The sequence below is a fragment of the Pseudomonas sp. NPDC096950 genome, assembly GCF_044762525.1.
Classification (GTDB): Bacteria; Pseudomonadota; Gammaproteobacteria; order Pseudomonadales; family Pseudomonadaceae; genus Aquipseudomonas.
Map to the genome: position 1 here is coordinate 1 of NZ_JBIWEL010000038.1, position 19,381 is coordinate 19,381.

The following is a 19,381-nucleotide window of genomic DNA, read 5'->3' on the forward strand; positions in this document are numbered from 1 at the left end:
ATGATCGGACCAAGTTGTTCTTGAGTCAGATTTTGCATTGATCGACGTCAGGCAGTGAAATAAACCCGGACGTGTTCCGGGTTTATTTTTGTCTGTTGTTGGTGCTCAGGAAGCCGTGATGGTTTCGTGCTCTTTGTGCACGATTTCTTTGAAGCCCCGTAAATCCGCGCCCGCGCCCAAGGCATGTGCATCGGCGAGAAGGTACGGGTACCGGTCAAGCAAGCGCATCAACAGTACCAACGCTTTTGGCGGAAGTATCTCGCCACGCTCGTACCGGGAAAAAGCGTTGTGTCCGCCACCGGATAACAGCAGCACCGCATCTTTTTGTGATAGGTGCAGCTTGCGGCGGATGCGCTTCATCTCCGCGCCAATCATTTGCCTGCCAGCAATGACCAGTTCGTCACCTGCGTTTGAATGACGCTCCGCGCAACTTGGGTCAAATTCGACTTCGCCGCACATCTGACATTCCCAACCGGATAAATCATCAATACGGCGCTCCATGCCTTTGACGCTCAAGGTTTCGCCGCGACCCTCGAAATGTGTCATTCCTTCAGGGGCGCCACAGCTGAAACACTGCTGGATTTTCATAGGTTTTTCTCCTTGAAGGAGATTACCGGAGGGCCACCGCCGGGGCGGTAAGTCACCTTAATGTAAATCTCCAAATCATGTGAATTGATGTGGTAAACGTCTTGCCAGACTCGATGGTTGGCATAGGTGGTCATCGACTTGTACAACATATTGCCCTGCAGCTTGAAGATGACCTCCCGCATCTCTGTAACGCTCAAGCCAAGATACCTGCCGCTAGTTTTTGCCGCGCTCGTAAATGCAGATGCCCTAAGCCGCAAGACCTCTGACTTAACCACCGTTAAGTCGTAATGAGGTGTGTTCTTCTCCATAAGAAAGCGTGCGCCTATCCTTGAAATTACCCTTAAAGGGTAATTTTGACCAATCGAAAATCCCTCTGAATGTTGCTGCTTTGACGGTAGGCGGTTGCCGTCCTACACGGAGCTGACTAACATGTCAGAAAATTCATCCTATGATTGGATGAAAGGGCGAATCCTATGTCAGACATTTCTCCACTCATTAAGCGATCCCTGGTCGATCAGGCCTTGGACCAGTTACGCCTGCGCATCACCCAAGGCGTCTGGACCGTCGGCCAGCGTTTACCCACCGAGCCCGAGCTGTCCGCCGAGCTGGGCATCAGCCGCAACACCGTGCGTGAAGCCATGCGCGTGTTGGCGTTTTCCGGATTGATCGAGATCCGCCAGGGCGACGGCAGTTACCTGCGAGCGGTGATCGATCCGCTGGACACCATGAAAGCGTTGTCTCAATGCACCCATGAACAGGCCCGGGAAACCCGGCACATTCTGGAAGTCGAGGCCATCGGCCTGGCTGCGTTGCGCCGCACTGACGAAGACCTGGTCGCATTGCGCGAAGCCTTGGGCGTCAGCGGCAGTCATTACCACGGTGATCTCGACAGTTACATCGCCTGCGACCTGGTGTTCCACCGCCGTCTGGTGGACGCCGCGCACAACCCGACCCTCAGCGAGTTGTATCGCTACTTCTCCAGCATCGTCGGCGCGCAATTGCGCCAGACCCTGAACATTTCCCCGAGACGCCAAGAGGTGTTCGATCTGCATATCGAACTGCTGGATGCCGTCGAGCAACGCGACCCGGAACGGGCCAAAGCCCTGTCGAGGCAGTTGATCAATGAACCTTGAAACCGAGAATTCCATGTCTGCCAATCACAGCAACCTCCCGCAACCCAAGCGCACGACGGAGCTCGAAGAGCTGCTGATCGATGCCGAGGCCGATGACGAACAGGTCCAGCAAAGTCACCCGATTTTGCGCCGACCGTGGCTGTTGCTGCTGGGGCTGATCCTGGTGGCGCTGAACCTGCGCCCGGCGCTGTCGAGCATGGCGCCGATGCTCAGCGAAGTGTCGAAGACCCTCGGTTTATCGGCGGCCGAAGCCGGTTTGCTGACCACGTTGCCAGTGCTGTGCCTCGGTTTGTTCGCGCCGCTGGCGCCGCTCCTGGCCCGGCGCTTCGGTGCCGAACGGGTGGTGTTGGGGATTTTGCTGATGCTGGCTGGCGGGATCATCCTGCGCAGTTCCTTCGGTGAAGTCGGCCTGTTCGCCGGCAGTGTGTTGGCCGGGGCCAGCATCGGTGTGATTGGCGTGTTGCTGCCGGGGATCGTCAAGCGCGACTTCCCGAAACAGGCCGGCACCATGACGGGTGTCTACACCATGGCTCTGTGCCTAGGCGCGGCGATGGCGGCGGGAGCGACCGTGCCGTTGAGCGAGCATTTCGACAAGAGCTGGGCGTTGGGCCTGGGTTTCTGGGTGATTCCTGCGGTGGTCGCGGCGATTTTCTGGTTACCGCAAGTGGGGCAGAAACACGGCTCGCATAACGTTGCCTACCGCGTTCGCGGTCTGCTGCGTGATCCACTGGCCTGGCAAGTGACGCTTTACATGGGCCTGCAATCGTCCCTGGCCTACATCGTATTCGGCTGGTTGCCGTCGATCCTGATCGGTCGCGGACTGACGCCAACCCAGGCGGGGCTCGTACTTTCGGGTTCGGTGATCGTCCAGTTGGCCAGTTCCCTGGCCGCGCCGTGGCTGGCCACCCGGGGCAAGGACCAGCGATTGGCGATTGTGATCGTCATGTTGCTGACCCTCGGCGGCTTGTTCGGTTGTCTCTACGCGCCGATCGAAGGCCTGTGGGGCTGGGCGATCCTGCTCGGTCTGGGGCAGGGCGGTACGTTCAGCCTGGCGCTGACCCTGATCGTGCTGCGCTCGCGGGATTCCCACGTGGCCGCCAACCTGTCGAGCATGGCCCAAGGCTTCGGTTACACCCTGGCCTCCATGGGGCCGTTCGCCGTCGGCATCGTCCACGACTGGACCGGTGGCTGGAACGCGCTGGGCTGGATCTTCGGAATCATCGGTCTCGGCGCGATCATCGCCGGCCTCGGCGCCGGGCGTTCGCTGTACGTGCAGGTGAACAGCGAAAAAATCTGACGCCCCTCGCACTATCGGTATTCGGCCCACGAATGCCGATAGTTTTCCGCGCATTTGCAGACTATCGTGCAGGCAATCTTTTGTAGCCATTTTGCAAACCCAGGGAGTCTGCCCATGAGTGATGCCCACAACGCCTTGATCACCCGTTTCTACCAGGCCTTCCAGCGGCTGGATGCCGAGGCCATGGCCGCCTGCTACACCGATGACGTGGTGTTCAGTGATCCGGCGTTCGGCGAGTTGCGCGGCCAACAGGCCGGCGACATGTGGCGCATGCTCACGACTCGCGCGAAAGACTTTTCCCTGACCTTCGACAACGTGCGCAGCGACGAGCGCACCGGCGGCGCGCATTGGGTGGCGACGTATCTGTTCAGCCAGACCGGCAACATTGTGGTCAACGACATCCAGGCACGTTTCGTGTTTCGCGATGGCAAGATCTGCGAGCACCACGACAGCTTCGATCTGTGGCGCTGGTCGCGCCAGGCACTGGGCACCAAAGGTCTGTTGTTGGGCTGGACGCCGCTGGTGCGCAACGCCGTTCGCGCCCAGGCCTTGAAGGGGCTGAAGGCATTCCAGGCCAGTCGCTGATAAGATCGCGGCTTGTTTCCCAGCAAGCCATGATCGTCACGTGAACACCCTCAGCGAATCTCCCGTCATCGCCGTCGAACCGATGCCTGCCAGCAAACCCTGGTTCGTCTACCTCGTTCGCGCGGCCAATGGTTCGCTCTACTGCGGGATCAGCGACGATCCGGTGCGCCGCTTTGCCAAGCACCAAAGCGGCAAGGGCGCCCGGTTTTTCCTTTCCAGTCCCGCCATGGCGCTGGTCTACACCGAAGTCTGCCGCGATAAAAGCGAAGCGCTGCGTCAGGAACGGTTGATCAAAAAGCTCAAGAAAAGCGCCAAGGAGTGTCTGGTGCTGACTTATCAATCTGACTGATAAGTGCCCATCAGGCGGAGCCGTAGGCCACCCGCCGATTGCGCGCTAAGCTGCCAGCTCCTTATTCGAGCGGCGGAGCCGAGCATGTCAGAGTTGATTCTCCACAATTACCCGACGTCTCCCTTCGCCGAAAAGGCCCGTCTGCTGCTGGGCTTCAAAGGGCTGTCGTGGCGCTCGGTGAAGATCTCGCCGGTGATGCCGAAACCTGAACTGACCGCTCTAACGGGTGGCTATCGCAAGACGCCGGTGTTGCAGATCGGTGCTGATATCTATTGCGACACTGCGCTGATCGCCCGTCGCCTGGAACAGGAAAAAGCCTTGCCGGCGTTTTTCCCCGAAGGTCAGGAAATGATCGCCGCGAGCTTCGCCACGTGGGTGGATTCGGTGGTGTTTCAGCATGCGGTCAGCCTGGTGTTCCAGCCGGAATCGGTGGCGGTGCGCTTTGGCAAGTTGCCGCCGGAAGCGATCAAGGCCTTCCTCGCCGATCGCGCCGGGTTATTCAGCGGTGGCAGCACGACGAAGCTGGCGGCGGAACAGGCGCGGCACCAGTGGCCGACGATCATGGGGCGCCTCGAATTGCAGCTTCAGCGCGAGCAGGGTGATTTTCTGTTCGGCGAGCCATCAATTGCCGATTTTTCCCTGGCTCATTGCCTGTGGTTTCTTAAAGCGACGCCTGTTACTGCACCGTTGGTTGATGCGTATCCGGCGGTGTCGGCGTGGTTCGGTCGGGTGATGGGCTTCGGGCACGGCGCTTTCAGCGAGATGACGGCCGAGGAGGCGCTGGAGGTGTCGCGCAATGCCACGCCCGCTGCGTTGCCGGATGAAGCGTTCGACGAGCCTAACGGCTTTGAGGCGGGCCAGCAGGTGGTGATTGCGGCGACCGACTACGGCTGCGATCCGGTAGCCGGTGAGCTGGTGTTTGCAGGGCGTGAGGAATTGATTCTGCGACGTGAAGACGAGCGGGCGGGCGTGGTGCATGTGCACTTTCCGCGATTTGGATTTCGTATCGAAAAACGCTGATCTTCAAATGTGGGAGCGGGCTTGTGTGGGAGCGGGCTTGCTCGCGAAGGCGGCGTATCAGTCGATATAAATGTTGCCTGACACACCGCTTTCGCGAGCAAGCCCGCTCCCACAGTAGTTATTTCAGGGCGGCGAGGATTTCATCCGGGTCATACCCGCGAATCAACGTTCCGTTCACATCAATCAACGGTATCCCGCGCCCGCCCAGCGCTTCATAGGCCTTACGCGCCACGGCATCCTTCTCGATATCGAATTCCTTGTACGGAATCCCTTTCTGGTCGAGAAAACGCCGGGTCAGCTTGCAGTAGCCGCACCAGTCAGTGGCGTACAGCACGACGTTGGCCTTGGCCTGGGTCTGCTCGGACACCACCTGCGCCGGGTGGATGTAGCGCTCGATCTTGCCCCAGTTCTGGTAAACCACGACCACCAGCAGGATCAGCAGGAATTTCTTCAGGATGCCGTTCAGCATCAGTTGCGTCGCTTGAGCTGGTCGGTGAGCTGGGTCGGCAAGCCCTTGATGATCAGCGTGCCGGCTTCTTCGTCGTATTCGATCTTCGAGCCCAGCAGGTGTGCTTCAAAGCTGATCGACAGGCCTTCAGCGCGCCCGGTGAAGCGGCGGAACTGGTTCAGGGTGCGTTTATCCGCCGGAATCTCCGGGGACAGGCCGTAATCCTTGTTGCGGATGTGATCGTAGAACGCTTTCGGGCGTTCTTCGTCGATCAGCTCCGAGAGTTCTTCCAGGCCCATCGGTTCGCCGAGTTTCGCCTGGCTGCTGGCGTAGTCCACCAGGGTCTTGGTTTTCTCGCGGGCGGATTCTTCCGGCAAATCTTCGCTTTCAACGAAATCGCTGAAGGCCTTGAGCAGGGTGCGGGTTTCGCCGGGACCATCGACGCCTTCCTGGCAGCCGATGAAGTCGCGGAAATACTCCGAAACCTTTTTCCCGTTCTTGCCTTTGATAAACGAAATGTACTGCTTTGACTGCTTGTTGTTCTGCCACTCGGACACGTTGATTCGCGCCGCGAGGTGCAACTGGCCCAGGTCCAGGTGACGGGAGGCCGTGACATCGAGTTCTTCAGTCACTGCAACACCTTCACTGTGGTGCAGGAGGGCGATGGCCAGGTAATCGGTCATGCCCTGCTGGTAATGCGCAAACAGCACGTGGCCGCCCACAGAGAGGTTCGACTCTTCCATCAGCTTTTTCAGGTGTTCCACTGCCACACGGCTGAACGCCGTGAAATCCTTGCCGCCGTCGAGGTATTCCTTCAGCCAGCCGCTGAACGGATGCGCCCCGGACTCGGCATGGAAGAAACCCCAGGCCTTGCCTTGTTTGGCGTTATAGCTCTCGTTGAGGTCGGCGAGCATGTTCTCGATGGCCGTGGACTCCGCCAGTTCGGAGTCCCGAGCGTGAAGGACTGCAGGTGTGCCGTCGGGTTTTTTGTCGATCAGGTGGACGATGCAATGACGGATCGGCATGGGCTTCTCGGCTGATTGAAGAGAGGAGGGCGTGCTCCCCCAAAAAAGTGCCAAGTGTACCGCAACTGGGCCCGCACGCCCCCTTTGTAGGAGCTGCCGAAGGCTGCGATCTTTTGATCTGGTTTTTTTAATATCGAAGTCAAAAGATCGCAGCCTTCGGCAGCTCCTGCAGGGGTGGGAGGGCAAAAACGCCGGTGCAGAACGGCCCTTATGCAGTTTTTTCCCGGTTTAGAGCAATAAAGCTGACCAAATGGGTAGCTAGAGGCGGATATTTCCCCGTCTCTGTGCTAGTTTTGCCCCGTCTTACGCGAAGTCACTGCGTTAAGCGTGCATTCAGCATTTGTCAGGTCGAACCAAACCCTGATTTCGGTATCTATAACCCCGATCCCGTGGTTATTGGCCGAGGGTGCCAGATCCAGAAGATCGGGCTCGATGGCTGACACTGCACTCTGCAATCCATATGAATTTGATAGGGAAGGAACACTACATGGCTCTTACTAAAGACCAACTGATCGCCGACATCGCTGAAGCTATCGACGCGCCAAAAACCACCGCGCGTAACGCTCTGGACCAACTGGGCCAAATCGTTGCCGATCAGCTGGAAAACGGCGGCGAAATCACTCTGCCAGGTATCGGCAAACTGAAAGTGACCGAGCGTCCTGCCCGTACTGGCCGTAACCCTTCGACTGGCGCTGCCATCGAAATCGCTGCCAAGAAAGTTATCAAGCTGGTTGTGGCCAAAGGCCTGACCGACGCTGTTAACAAGTAAGACGCAGTAACAAAAAGCCGTGCTCCGGAGCAATCCGGGCACGGCTTTTTTGTGTCTGTGATTTGGTCTTTCAGACACCTCGAAACCAATGTGGGAGCGGGCTTGCTCGCGAATGCTGTGTGTCAGTCACCCTTTATGTCGACTGACACACAGCATTCGCGAGCAAGCCCGCTCCCACAGGTTCATCACAAGCTTGGAATCTTCAGTTAGCCCTTGCGAACCCAGCGCTCACGCCACGCTTGCTGCTCGGACTTGGTCTGGAAGGTCCAGGCCACGAAGCGGCTTTGCTTCTGGCCCTGGGACATTTCCACGACCTGGCTTTCCAGCACGCCAGCTTTTTTCAGTGCGGTCTGGATCGCCGGCAGGTTCGAGGCTTTCGACACCAGGGTGCTGAACCACAGCACTTTGTGCTGGAAGCTCGCGCTCTCGGCGATCAATTGCGTCACGAAACGCGCTTCGCCACCTTCACACCACAATTCCGCCGATTGACCGCCAAAGTTCAGCACCGGCAGTTTGCGTTTTGGATCGGCACGGCCCAAGGCGCGCCATTTGCGCTCGCTGCCCTTGGTTGCTTCGTCCATCGAAGCGTGGAACGGCGGGTTGCACATGGTCAGGTCAAAGCGTTCTCCCGGCTCCAGCAGGCCCAGCAGAATGTGCTTGGGATTGCTTTGCTGGCGCAACTGGATGGCCTTGTTCAGCCCGTTGGACTGCACGATGGCTTTGGCGGCGGCCACGGCAGTCGGGTCGATTTCCGAACCGAGGAAGTGCCAGCGGTAGTCGCTGTAACCGATCAGCGGATAGACGCAGTTGGCGCCCATGCCGATGTCGAGCACCTTGACCGGCGCGCCACGAGGGATTTCGCCGTCGTTGACGCTGGCCAGCAGGTCGGCCAGGAAGTGCACGTAGTCGGCACGCCCCGGAACCGGCGGGCACAGGTAATCAGCCGGGATGTCCCAGTGGGCCACGCCGTAGAACGACTTGAGCAGCGCCCGGTTGAACACCCGCACCGCGTCGGGGCTGGCGAAGTCGATGCTTTCCTTGCCGTACGGGTTGAGGATCACGAACTTCGCCAGTTCCGGCGTGCTTTTGATCAGCTCCGGGAAGTCGTAGCGACCCTGGTGGCGGTTGCGCGGGTGCAGGCTGGCCTTCGGACGGGGTTCCACGGCTTTGGCCGGGGTGGCGGAGTCAGGCTTCTTGCGCGCAGGGCGGGGTGTGCGGGGGGCGTTCATGGGTGTGATCGATTCGGGTATGGCTGAAAGTGGGGGGCATTGTCCCACATCCGGACGCTGCGAACGCAATTGTGACGGAACACCACAATCCCCCCTTGTGGTGTTTGGGGAGATGTGGCACGCACAAAAAAGGGAGGCCATTTCGGGCCTCCCTTTTTCATTGCGATGTGCCGTTACAGACTGGCAATCCGCGCATGCTGCTCGGCCAACTTGCCCAAAGCCTGTTCAGCTTCGGCCAGTTTGGCGCGTTCCTTGTCGATGACTTCGGCCGGAGCCTTGTCAACGAACCCGGCGTTGGACAGCTTGCCGCCGACGCGCTGGACTTCACCCTGCAAACGCAGGATTTCCTTGTCCAGACGCGCCAGTTCCGCATCTTTGTCGATCAAACCGGCCATCGGCACCAGCACTTCCATCTCGCCAACCAGAGCGGTAGCGGACAGCGGTGCTTCCTGGCCAGCAGCCAATACAGTGATCGATTCCAGACGCGCCAGCTTCTTGAGCAGCGCTTCGTTCTCGGTGAGACGGCGCTGGTCTTCGGCACTGACGTTTTTCAGGAACAGGTTCAGCGGCTTGCCCGGACCGATGTTCATCTCGGCGCGAATGTTGCGCGTGCCGAGCATCAGCGTCTTCAGCCACTCGATGTCGTCTTCGGCGCCCTGATCGATCCGCGCTTCGTTGGCCACTGGCCAAGGTTGCAGCATGATTGTCTTGCCTTCGATACCGGCCAGCGGCGCGATGCGCTGCCAGATTTCTTCGGTGATGAACGGCATGAACGGGTGCGCCAGGCGCAACGCGACTTCCAGCACCCGAACCAGCGTGCGGCGAGTGCCGCGCTGACGTTCAACCGGGGCGTTTTCGTCCCACAGCACAGGCTTGGACAGTTCCAGGTACCAATCGCAATACTGGTTCCAGATGAACTCGTACAAGGCTTGTGCCGCCAGGTCGAAGCGGAACTGGTCGAGTTGACGGGTCACTTCGGCTTCGGTGCGCTGCAGCTGCGAGATGATCCAGCGATCCGCCAGGGACAGCTCGTAGGCTTCGCCGTTCTGGCCGCAGTCTTCGCCCTTGTCCAGAACATAGCGCGCGGCGTTCCAGATCTTGTTGCAGAAGTTGCGATAGCCTTCGACGCGGCCCATGTCGAACTTGATGTCGCGACCGGTAGACGCCAGCGAGCAGAAGGTGAAGCGCAGGGCGTCGGTGCCGTAGCTGGCGATACCGTCGGCGAACTCGTCGCGGGTCTGCTTCTCGATTTTCTTCGCCAGTTTCGGCTGCATCAGGCCGGAGGTGCGTTTCTGCACCAGTTCTTCCAGCTCGATACCGTCGATGATGTCCAGCGGGTCCAGGACGTTGCCCTTGGACTTGGACATCTTCTGGCCCTGGCCATCACGTACCAGGCCGTGTACGTACACGGTCTTGAACGGAACCTGCGGCGTGCCGTCTTCGTTCTTCACCAAATGCATGGTGAGCATGATCATCCGGGCAACCCAGAAGAAAATGATGTCGAAACCGGTCACCAGCACGTCGGTGGAGTGGAATTTCTTCAGGAACTCGGTCTGCTCAGGCCAGCCCAGGGTGGAGAACGTCCACAAGCCCGAACTGAACCAGGTGTCGAGAACGTCGTTGTCCTGTTGCAGCGCAACGTCCGGACCGAGGTTGTGCTTGGCACGCACTTCGGCTTCGTCGCGACCGACATAGACCTTGCCCGACTCGTCGTACCAGGCCGGAATCCGGTGGCCCCACCACAACTGACGGCTGATGCACCAATCCTGGATGTCGCGCATCCACGAGAAGTACATGTTTTCGTATTGTTTCGGCACGAACTGGATACGCCCGTCTTCAACGGCAGCGATCGCAGGCTCGGCCAATGGCTTGGTCGATACGTACCACTGGTCGGTCAGCCACGGCTCGATGATGGTGCCGGAGCGATCGCCTTTCGGCACTTTCAGGCCGTGATCGTCGACGCTGACCAGCAGGCCGGCGGCGTCGAATGCAGCAACGATTTGCTTGCGTGCTTCGAAACGGTCGAGGCCGGCGTATTCCGCCGGGATCTTGCCGTCGATGCTTTCGTTCAGCGTGCCGTCGAGGTTGAACACCTGGCAGGCTGGCAGTACGGCGGCGTTCTTGTCGAAGATGTTCAGCAGCGGCAGGTTGTGGCGCTTGCCGACTTCGTAGTCGTTGAAATCGTGGGCCGGGGTGATTTTCACGCAGCCGGTGCCGAATTCAGGGTCGCAGTAATCGTCGGCAATGATCGGAATGCGGCGGCCGACCAGCGGCAGCTCGACAAATTTGCCGATCAGGGCTTTGTAGCGTTCATCGTTCGGGTTAACAGCCACGGCGGCGTCGCCGAGCATGGTTTCCGGGCGAGTGGTCGCGACGATCAGGTAATCGTTGCCTTCAGCGGTCTTGGCACCGTCGGCCAGCGGGTACTTCAGGTTCCACAGGAAACCTTTCTCGTCGTGATTTTCCACTTCGAGGTCGGAAATCGCCGTGTGCAACTTGGTGTCCCAGTTGACCAGGCGCTTGCCGCGGTAGATCAAGCCGTCTTCATGCAGGCGCACGAAGGCTTCCTTCACCGATTCCGACAGGCCGTCGTCCATGGTGAAGCGCTCACGGCTCCAGTCCACGGACGAGCCGAGGCGGCGGATCTGACGGCTGATGTTGCCGCCGGACTGATCCTTCCATTCCCAGATTTTCTCGAGGAATTTCTCGCGGCCCAGGTCGTGACGATTCTGGCCTTGCGCTTCAAGCTGGCGTTCCACCAGCATTTGCGTGGCGATACCGGCGTGGTCGGTGCCCGGCTGCCACAGGGTGTTGCGACCCTGCATGCGGCGGAAACGGATCAGGGCGTCCATGATCGCGTTGTTGAAGCCGTGACCCATGTGCTGGCTGCCGGTGACGTTCGGCGGCGGGATCATGATGGTGTAGGACTCGCCCGCGCCTTGCGGGGCGAAGTAGTTCTCGGACTCCCAGGTGTTGTACCAGGAAGTTTCAATGGCGTGCGGCTGGTAGGTCTTATCCATGCGCGGCGGGACCCTATTGGCATCAATTCAGGAAAAGCCGACGAGTATAGCGGGGCATGGGGCGCAGGGCGAGCAGGTGCAGACAGGGCGCAGAACTAATGTGGGAGCGGACTTGCTCGCGAAGAGGGCGTGTCAGTCACCATTTTAAGGCGACTGATATACCGCATTCGCGAGCAAGCCCGCTTCCACATGGGTTTATTCGTACTGGCTAAGCAACCGTTCCATCCGCGCATCGAGCCGACGCTTGATCTCGGTTTCAATGTGCGGGGCGAAGTCGTCGATCACGTCTTGCATGATCAATTGCGCGGCGGCGCGCAGTTCGCTGTCCAGGTGCAGCAGGGCGTCGGGGCCTTTGCTGGCGGCCGCTGCCGGTTGGGCGGCAGGGGCGAGAGGCGGTTCGACGGCATCAGGCGTGTTGCCTGCCGGCTCGAACAGCATCGGAATCTGTTCCTGTTCGTCTTCATTGACCGTGTCGGTCAACAATGGCGGTTGCAGGTTGTCATCACCGAGCAGTTGGCGGATCGACTCAAGGTCATCCAGCAGGTGCGCGGACTTTTGTGGCGGTTTTGGAGTGTCCATCGGAATGCTCAGAGTCGCTGTAAACGGTGATCTTGCAGAGGATAGCCCTGTTCGCGGTAGAAACGGAAACTCTCCCGCGCTGCCGCCCGAATCGTCGGATCTTCCACCACCACTTCCGCCACACGGGCGAATTTGTTGGCGAAGGCTGGAACCTTCAGGTCGAGATTGACCAGCAGATCCTGATGCTGACCGCAGTCATCACCCAGGCCCAGGACGATCAGGCTATCCGGTTCGCTTTCGGCGGGACCGTGGGGCACGAAGCTTTCACCCTTGAACGCCCACAGGCGCGCATCGAGGTCCTCACGCTGGGCGGCATCGCTGCAATGCAGGTAGATGCGGTGGCCCATGCGCCAGGCTTTTTCGGTGAGCTTGCAGGCAAAATCCAGCCGCGCTGACGGATCGGCGCTGGGCAGGATATAGAAGTCGACTTTGGTCATTGCGGTTCCTGAGCCATGAGCGGCGTTGCCCTGAAGCAACGCCGCCCAGGGTCATCGGTTTCAGGCTTTGGCGCGGTCCAGCAGGTATTGGGTCAGCAATGGAACCGGACGGCCAGTGGCGCCCTTGTCTTTGCCGCCGCTGGTCCATGCGGTGCCGGCGATGTCCAGGTGCGCCCAGTTCAGGTTCTTGGTGAAGCGCGACAGGAAGCAGGCAGCGGTGATGGTCCCGGCTTTCGGGCCGCCGATGTTGGCGATGTCGGCGAACGGGCTGTCCAACTGCTCTTGATACTCATCGAACAGCGGCAGTTGCCAGGCGCGGTCGTCAGCCGATTGGCCGGCGCTCAGCAGTTGGCCGATCAGTTCGTCGTTGTTGCCCAGCAGGCCGGAGGTGTGAGCGCCCAGCGCAACCACGCAAGCGCCGGTCAGGGTCGCGATGTCGATCACGGCCTGTGGCTTGAAGCGTTCGGAGTAGGTCAGGGCATCGCACAGCACCAGACGGCCTTCGGCGTCGGTGTTGAGGATTTCCACGGTCTGGCCGCTCATGGTGGTGACGATGTCACCAGGGCGCGAAGCGTTGCCGCTCGGCATGTTCTCGGCGCATGCCAGGATGCACACCAGGTTGATCGGCAGTTTCAGTTCGAGCACGGCACGCAGGGTGCCGAACACGCTGGCGGCGCCGCCCATGTCGTACTTCATCTCATCCATGCCCAGGCCAGGCTTGAGACTGATGCCGCCGGTGTCGAACGTGATGCCTTTGCCGACCAGTGCGTACGGCTTCTCGGATTTCTTGCCACCGTTGTATTGCATGACGATCAGGCGCGGCGGCTGGGCGCTGCCCTGGCCAACGGCGTAGAACGAGCCCATGCCCAGGTCCTTGATCTTCTTCTCATCGAGGACTTCGACTTTCAGGCTCTTGAATTCCTTGCCCAGGTTCTTGGCTTGTTCGCCCAGGAACGTCGGGTGGCAGATGTTCGGCGGCAGGTTGCCCAGGTTACGGGTGAAGGCCATGCCGTTGGCGATTGCGGTGGCGTGGGCCACGGCGCGTTCAACTTCTGCTTGTGCAGCCTTGATGGTCACCAGGGTGACTTTCTTCAGGGCGCGAGGCTCGGCTTTCTGGCTCTTGAACTGGTCGAAGGTGTATTCGCCGTCCACCAGGGTTTCGGCCAGCAGGCGGGTCTTGCCGTAGCTGTCGCGGCCCTTGACCACGACTTCGTCCAGCGCCAGCACGGCATCGCTGCCGCCCAGGCCTTTGAGCGTATTGAGGATACCGGCGATGATTTTACGGAACGGGCGGTCGCCCAGCTCTTCGTCCTTGCCCACGCCCACCAGCAACACGCGGTCGGCCTTGAGGTTCGGCAGGCTGTGCAGCAACAGGCTCTGGCCGACTTTGCCGGCCAGGTCGCCGCGCTTCAGTACGGCGCTGATGGCACCCCCGCTCAGTTCGTCGAGCTGTTTGGCAGCGGCGCCGAGTTTGCGGCCTTCGCCGACGGCGACCACCAGAGTGGCGGTTTTCAACGTTTCTGGGCTAACGCTTTTTACAACCAGTTCCATGTCCGGGTCCCTGAATTAATGGTCAACACGCGGCGTTCGACGGTGTGCGCAAACGCCTGCTTATATAGATAGAAAGACGCAGGTCACGGCCCGCGACAAAGGCCGCAGTTTGAACCTCGCCACCGGCGCCTGACAACCCTCGGTTGTACGATCTTCGGTGCTTTGGGCACGTGCTTGAGCTTGCGCAGTGACAGGCGCACCCAATCACAGGATAATGCGCCATCTTTTTCGGCGGCCCTGCCCTGCGGGTTGGCCGATACGTTTGTTTGTTTGGCCGCCTTAGCCTGACAACCCTGGAGTGTCTGGTTTGATCGTCTTCCGTTATCTATCCCGCGAAGTCCTGTTGACCTTGAGCGCCGTCAGCGCCGTGCTGCTGGTCATCATCATGAGCGGTCGCTTCATTAAATACCTCGCGCAGGCGGCTTCGGGCCAACTGGACCCGAGTTCATTGTTCCTGATCATGGGCTTTCGTCTGCCGGGCTTCCTGCAGCTGATCCTGCCATTGGGGCTGTTCCTCGGGATCCTGTTGTCGTATGGCCGGTTGTACCTGGAAAGCGAAATGACCGTGCTGTCGGCCACCGGCATGAGCCAGCAGCGTCTGTTTCGTATCACCCTGTTTCCGGCCACCCTGGTGGCGCTGGTGGTGGCGTGGTTGAGCCTGAGCCTGGCGCCACAAGGGGCCAACCAGTTCCAGTTGCTGCTGAACAAGCAGGACGCCCTGACCGAGTTCGATACCCTGGAACCGGGTCGCTTCCAGGCGTTGCGCGACGGTACGCGAGTGACCTACACCGAAACCCTGACGGACGACCGTATCAACCTGGGCGGCGTGTTCATTTCGCAAAAGAATATTTCGTCCGACCAGAAGGATCGCGGGATTTCCGTATTGGTGGCCGAAAAGGGCCGCCAGGAAATCCGCCCTGACGGCAACCGTTACCTGATCCTCGATAACGGCTATCGCTACGACGGTAATCCGGGGCAGGCCGACTACCGGAAGATCAAGTACGACGAATACGGCGTTTTGCTGCCCAAGCCGGATGTCAGTGACGAAGTGACCGACCGTGATGCCATGACCACCAGTTCCTTGCTGGGCAGTGATGACATCCGCTCGCGCACCGAACTGCAATGGCGCCTGTCCCTGCCGTTGCTGGTCTTCATCGTGACCCTGATGGCGGTGCCGCTGTCGCGCGTCAACCCGCGCCAGGGCCGTTTCCTCAAGCTGTTGCCGGCGATTCTTCTTTATATGGCTTACCTGACCATCCTGATTGCCGCTCGCGGCGCCCTCGAAAAAGGCAAGATCCCGGCTGCGCTGGGCTTGTGGTGGGTGCACGGGATCTTCCTGGCTATTGGCCTGGGCTTGCTCTACTGGGAGCCGATGCGCTTGAAACTGGCGAGTCGCCGCGATGCGCTGGAGGTGGCTCGTGGTTAAGCTCGATCGCTACATTGGTAGCAGCGTATTTGTCGCGATCCTGGCGGTGCTGGGGATCATTCTCGGTCTGGCGACGCTGTTCGCCTTCATCGATGAAATGGGCGACGCCAGCGATACTTACACGTTGATGGATGTCCTGAGCTACGTGCTGCTCACCGCACCACGACGTCTTTACGACATGTTGCCGATGGCGGCGCTGATCGGTTGCCTGATCGGCCTCGGCAGCCTGGCCAGCAACAGCGAACTGACCATCATGCGCGCCGCTGGCGTGTCGATCGGGCGGATCGTCTGGGCGGTCATGAAGCCGATGCTGATCCTGATGGTGGTGGGTGTGATTATTGGCGAGTACGTGGCGCCGGCCACCGAAGTCACTGCCCAGGCCAACCGTTCGCTGGCCCAGGGCAGTGGCGATGCACAAAGCGCCAAGCACGGCCTGTGGCATCGCCAGGGTGACGAGTTCATTCACGTCAACTCCGTGCAACCTAATGGCCTGCTGTATGGCGTGACCCGTTATCACTTCGACAAAGAGCGCCACATGCAGTCGGCGAGCTTCGCCAAGCGTGCGGAGTTCGACAAGGATCACTGGCAGCTCACGGACGTGACCACCACGTTGTTCCATGAAAAAAATACCGAAGTGGTCAACACGCCGGTCGAGCGCTGGGAAGTGGCCTTGAGCCCGCAGTTGCTGAGCACCGTGGTAATGGCGCCCGAGTCGCTGTCGATCAGCGGCTTGTGGGGCTACATCCATTACCTGGCTGACCAGGGCCTCGCCAACGGTCGCTACTGGCTGGCATTTTGGGTCAAGGTGTTGCAACCGCTGGTGACCGCCGCGTTGGTGCTGATGGCGATTTCCTTCATCTTCGGCCCATTGCGTTCGGTGACCCTTGGCCAGCGGGTGTTTACCGGCGTGCTGGTGGGCTTCACCTTCCGTATCGTCCAGGATTTGCTCGGGCCCTCGAGCCTGGTGTTCGGTTTCTCGCCGCTGTTTGCGGTACTGGTGCCGGCCAGTGTCTGTGCCTTGGCCGGGGTCTGGCTGTTGCGTCGGGCCGGTTGATTCCGGGGTTTTCCTGACTTTGCCGTTCGCTGAAAACGCCCTTGTCGCAAGACCGGGGCGTTTTTGTATTCGCCGTCTGACCTGCGAACGTGACGCTTGCGCCGTGGATCAGGTACAATTCCCGGCTATTTTTCGGCGGGCTATGCCTGCAGCCTTTTTGAGTGTTGATCCGTGAGTGATTTGAGTCATATCCGCAATTTCTCCATCATCGCCCACATTGACCATGGCAAGTCGACGCTGGCCGATCGCTTCATCCAGATGTGCGGCGGCCTTGCCGAGCGCGAAATGGAGGCCCAGGTCCTGGACTCCATGGATCTGGAACGTGAACGCGGGATCACCATCAAGGCCCACAGCGTCACCCTTTATTACACCGCTCGCGATGGCATCAAGTACCAGCTGAACTTCATTGACACCCCCGGCCACGTTGACTTCACCTATGAAGTCAGCCGGTCGCTGGCGGCCTGTGAAGGTGCGTTGCTGGTGGTCGATGCCGGTCAGGGCGTTGAAGCGCAGTCGGTTGCCAACTGCTACACGGCGATCGAACAGGGCCTGGAAGTCATGCCGGTCCTGAACAAGATCGACCTGCCGCAGGCCGATCCGGACCGCGTCAAAGAAGAAATCGAGAAAATCATCGGCATTGATGCCACCGATGCGGTCGAGTGCAGCGCCAAGACTGGCCTGGGCGTCGACGAAGTGCTCGAACGCCTGGTTCACACCATTCCTGCGCCGACCGGCAATTACGAAGATCCGCTGCAAGCGTTGATCATCGACTCCTGGTTCGACAACTACCTGGGCGTTGTTTCCCTGGTTCGCGTGCGCCACGGCCGTGTGAAGAAGGGCGACAAGATTCTGGTCAAGTCCACCGGCAAGATCCACCTGGTGGACAGCGTCGGTGTCTTCAACCCGAAACACACCGCCACCGTTGACCTGAAGGCCGGCGAAGTGGGCTTCATCATCGCCGGTATCAAGGACATTCACGGTGCACCGGTCGGTGACACCCTGACCTTGAGCTCCACCCCCGACGTTGACGTGCTGCCCGGCTTCAAGCGCATTCAACCGCAGGTTTACGCCGGCCTGTTCCCGGTCAGCTCCGACGACTTCGAAGATTTCCGTGAAGCCCTGCAAAAGCTCACGCTCAACGACTCGTCGCTGCAGTACACCCCGGAAAGCTCCGACGCCCTGGGCTTCGGCTTCCGTTGCGGGTTCCTCGGCATGCTGCACATGGAAATCATCCAGGAGCGCCTCGAGCGCGAGTACGACCTGGACCTGATCACCACGGCGCCGACGGTAATTTTCGAGCTGTTGCTGAAAACCGGTGAAACGATTTACGTCGATAACCCGTCGAAGCTTCCGGACGTGTCTTCGATCGAAGACATGCGCGAGCCGATCGTGCGGGCCAATATTCTTGTGCCGCAAGAGCACCTGGGCAACGTCATTACCCTGTGCATCGAGAAGCGTGGCGTGCAGCACGACATGCTGTTCCTCGGGTCCCAGGTCCAGGTGACCTACGATATTCCGATGAACGAAGTGGTCCTGGACTTCTTTGACCGTCTGAAATCCACCAGTCGCGGCTATGCTTCGCTGGACTACCACTTCGATCGTTACCAATCGGCTAGTCTGGTGAAACTGGATGTGCTGATCAACGGTGACAAGGTCGACGCCCTGGCGCTGATCGTGCACCGGGACAATGCGCACTACAAAGGTCGCCAGTTGACCGAGAAGATGAAAGAACTGATTCCGCGCCAGATGTTCGACGTCGCGATCCAGGCCGCCATTGGCGGGCAGATCATTGCGCGAACCTCCGTCAAGGCACTCAGAAAGAACGTATTGGCCAAATGCTACGGCGGTGACGTTAGCCGTAAGCGCAAGCTGTTGGAAAAGCAGAAGGCCGGTAAAAAACGCATGAAGCAAGTCGGCAACGTGGAAATTCCACAAGAAGCCTTCCTTGCAGTGCTCAGGTTGGATAGTTAGGTCCTATGTCACTAAATTTCCCGCTGTTGCTGGTCATCGCCGTGTTCGTCTGCGGCCTGTTGGCGTTGCTCGATCTGGTTTTCCTGGCGCCGCGTCGGCGTGCCGCCATTGCCTCCTATCAGGGCAGCGTCAGCCAGCCTGACGGGGTGGTGGTCGAGAAACTGAACAAAGAGCCGCTGCTGGTCGAATACGGCAAGTCGTTCTTCCCGGTGTTGTTCATCGTGCTGGTGCTGCGTTCGTTCCTGGTGGAACCGTTCCAGATTCCTTCCGGCTCGATGAAACCGACCCTGGACGTTGGCGACTTCATCCTGGTGAACAAGTTTTCCTACGGGATCCGCTTGCCGGTGATGGACAAGAAAGTCATCGAAGTCGGTGATCCGCAACGCGGCGATGTGATGGTGTTCCGCTACCCAAGCGATCCGAACGTCAACTACATCAAGCGTGTAGTGGGCCTGCCGGGTGACCAGATTCGCTACACCGCCGACAAGCGTCTGTTCGTCAACGGTGAGTCGATTGCCGAGCAACTGGTCGGCTCCGAGCCGGGCACGTTGGGCAGTGCCGAGCTCTACAAGGAAAAACTCGGCGCGGCCGAGCACTTGATCCGCAAGGAAATGAGCCGCTACCGCGCAACGCCGGACCATACCTGGACCGTGCCTGCCGGGCACTACTTCATGATGGGCGACAACCGCGACAACTCCAACGACAGTCGCTACTGGGATGATCCAACGATTCCCAAGGATCTGCTGGGCATGGTTCCCGACAAGAATATCGTCGGCAAGGCCTTCGCAGTCTGGATGAGCTGGCCGGAACCTAAACTCAGTCACCTGCCGAATTTCTCGCGGGTTGGCCTGATCAAGTAATCACACACGGCGCTGTTGAACACAGCGCCGAATGCATTTC

19 protein-coding genes are annotated in these 19,381 nt (G+C 59.6%); 10 read left to right on the top strand and 9 right to left on the bottom strand.

Annotated elements, in window-relative coordinates; genetic code table 11:
- Nucleotides 1-105 precede the first annotated feature (105 nt).
- Together ACIQY3_RS32805 and ACIQY3_RS32810 are read right to left on the bottom strand one after the other, a co-directional pair.
- Nucleotides 106-588 (bottom strand): type II toxin-antitoxin system MqsA family antitoxin, encoded by a 483-nt coding sequence (locus ACIQY3_RS32805; protein ID WP_403028511.1) that lies wholly within the window; start codon nucleotides 586-588, stop codon nucleotides 106-108.
- A complete protein-coding gene (locus tag ACIQY3_RS32810) occupies nucleotides 585-896 on the bottom strand; it encodes a type II toxin-antitoxin system MqsR family toxin (protein ID WP_403028513.1) in 312 nt (103 codons plus the stop codon). The genes ACIQY3_RS32805 and ACIQY3_RS32810 overlap by 4 nt, the downstream gene beginning before the upstream one ends.
- 165 nt (nucleotides 897-1,061) lie before the next feature.
- Between ACIQY3_RS32810 and ACIQY3_RS32815 the strand changes: the two genes are divergently transcribed.
- From ACIQY3_RS32815 to ACIQY3_RS32835, 5 genes are all read left to right on the top strand, one after another.
- On the top strand, nucleotides 1,062-1,721 hold the full coding sequence (locus tag ACIQY3_RS32815) for a FadR/GntR family transcriptional regulator (RefSeq protein WP_403028516.1): 660 nt from the start codon (nucleotides 1,062-1,064) through the stop codon (nucleotides 1,719-1,721).
- Nucleotides 1,711-3,018, top strand: a complete 1,308-nt coding sequence (locus tag ACIQY3_RS32820) for a CynX/NimT family MFS transporter (protein WP_403028519.1) — start codon at nucleotides 1,711-1,713, stop codon at nucleotides 3,016-3,018. The genes ACIQY3_RS32815 and ACIQY3_RS32820 overlap by 11 nt, the downstream gene beginning before the upstream one ends.
- A gap of 114 nt (nucleotides 3,019-3,132) precedes the next feature.
- A complete protein-coding gene (locus tag ACIQY3_RS32825) occupies nucleotides 3,133-3,603 on the top strand; it encodes a nuclear transport factor 2 family protein (protein ID WP_403028522.1) in 471 nt (156 codons plus the stop codon).
- A 40-nt stretch (nucleotides 3,604-3,643) separates the two neighbouring features.
- Nucleotides 3,644-3,952, top strand: a complete 309-nt coding sequence (locus tag ACIQY3_RS32830; protein WP_403028524.1) for a GIY-YIG nuclease family protein — start codon at nucleotides 3,644-3,646, stop codon at nucleotides 3,950-3,952.
- An 84-nt stretch (nucleotides 3,953-4,036) separates the two neighbouring features.
- Nucleotides 4,037-4,972, top strand: coding sequence for a glutathione S-transferase family protein (locus ACIQY3_RS32835; protein ID WP_403028526.1), 936 nt, complete (start codon nucleotides 4,037-4,039; stop codon nucleotides 4,970-4,972).
- Nucleotides 4,973-5,090: 118 nt separating this feature from the next.
- On the opposite strand, the gene ACIQY3_RS32840 is transcribed toward ACIQY3_RS32835, so the two are convergent.
- Nucleotides 5,091-5,441, bottom strand: a complete 351-nt coding sequence (locus ACIQY3_RS32840; RefSeq protein WP_403028529.1) for a glutaredoxin family protein — start codon at nucleotides 5,439-5,441, stop codon at nucleotides 5,091-5,093.
- Nucleotides 5,441-6,445: a nucleoid-associated protein YejK gene (gene yejK, locus ACIQY3_RS32845; protein WP_403028532.1), complete on the bottom strand. Its 1,005-nt coding sequence runs from the start codon at nucleotides 6,443-6,445 to the stop codon at nucleotides 5,441-5,443. Before yejK ends, ACIQY3_RS32840 begins: the two co-directional genes overlap by 1 nt.
- Nucleotides 6,446-6,932: 487 nt before the next feature.
- Between yejK and ACIQY3_RS32850 the strand changes: the two genes are divergently transcribed.
- Nucleotides 6,933-7,214, top strand: a complete 282-nt coding sequence (locus ACIQY3_RS32850) for an HU family DNA-binding protein (RefSeq protein WP_007905514.1) — start codon at nucleotides 6,933-6,935, stop codon at nucleotides 7,212-7,214.
- 206 nt (nucleotides 7,215-7,420) lie between these two features.
- On the opposite strand, the gene rlmF is transcribed toward ACIQY3_RS32850, so the two are convergent.
- The 5 genes from rlmF to ACIQY3_RS32875 all read right to left on the bottom strand — a co-directional run bounded on the left by rlmF (nucleotide 7,421) and on the right by ACIQY3_RS32875 (nucleotide 14,030).
- Entirely contained in the window at nucleotides 7,421-8,443 is a 1,023-nt protein-coding gene (rlmF, locus tag ACIQY3_RS32855) for a 23S rRNA (adenine(1618)-N(6))-methyltransferase RlmF (RefSeq protein ID WP_213939810.1), read from the bottom strand.
- Nucleotides 8,444-8,616: 173 nt separating this feature from the next.
- Nucleotides 8,617-11,463, bottom strand: a complete 2,847-nt coding sequence (locus tag ACIQY3_RS32860; RefSeq protein ID WP_403028539.1) for a valine--tRNA ligase — start codon at nucleotides 11,461-11,463, stop codon at nucleotides 8,617-8,619.
- A 195-nt stretch (nucleotides 11,464-11,658) separates the two neighbouring features.
- A complete protein-coding gene (locus ACIQY3_RS32865; protein WP_403028543.1) occupies nucleotides 11,659-12,042 on the bottom strand; it encodes a DNA polymerase III subunit chi in 384 nt (127 codons plus the stop codon).
- Nucleotides 12,043-12,050: 8 nt separating this feature from the next.
- Nucleotides 12,051-12,479, bottom strand: coding sequence for a DNA polymerase III subunit chi (locus ACIQY3_RS32870; protein ID WP_403028546.1), 429 nt, complete (start codon nucleotides 12,477-12,479; stop codon nucleotides 12,051-12,053).
- Between the two features lie 60 nt (nucleotides 12,480-12,539).
- Nucleotides 12,540-14,030 (bottom strand): leucyl aminopeptidase, encoded by a 1,491-nt coding sequence (locus ACIQY3_RS32875; protein ID WP_403028548.1) that lies wholly within the window; start codon nucleotides 14,028-14,030, stop codon nucleotides 12,540-12,542.
- Nucleotides 14,031-14,337: 307 nt separating this feature from the next.
- Between ACIQY3_RS32875 and lptF the strand changes: the two genes are divergently transcribed.
- The 4 genes from lptF (at nucleotide 14,338) to lepB (ending at nucleotide 19,341) form a co-directional block, all read left to right on the top strand.
- Nucleotides 14,338-15,456: an LPS export ABC transporter permease LptF gene (gene lptF, locus ACIQY3_RS32880; RefSeq protein ID WP_403028550.1), complete on the top strand. Its 1,119-nt coding sequence runs from the start codon at nucleotides 14,338-14,340 to the stop codon at nucleotides 15,454-15,456.
- The gene (lptG, locus tag ACIQY3_RS32885) at nucleotides 15,449-16,510 is read left to right on the top strand and encodes an LPS export ABC transporter permease LptG (RefSeq protein WP_403028553.1); all 1,062 of its coding nucleotides are present in this window, start codon (nucleotides 15,449-15,451) and stop codon (nucleotides 16,508-16,510) included. The genes lptF and lptG overlap by 8 nt, the downstream gene beginning before the upstream one ends.
- Nucleotides 16,511-16,681: 171 nt before the next feature.
- Nucleotides 16,682-18,481 carry a translation elongation factor 4 gene (lepA, locus tag ACIQY3_RS32890; RefSeq protein ID WP_090188076.1) on the top strand — a complete coding sequence of 600 codons (1,800 nt, stop codon included), beginning with the start codon at nucleotides 16,682-16,684 and terminating at the stop codon, nucleotides 18,479-18,481.
- Between the two features lie 5 nt (nucleotides 18,482-18,486).
- Nucleotides 18,487-19,341 carry a signal peptidase I gene (lepB, locus tag ACIQY3_RS32895; RefSeq protein ID WP_054054781.1) on the top strand — a complete coding sequence of 285 codons (855 nt, stop codon included), beginning with the start codon at nucleotides 18,487-18,489 and terminating at the stop codon, nucleotides 19,339-19,341.
- The last annotated feature ends 40 nt before the right edge of the window (nucleotides 19,342-19,381 follow it).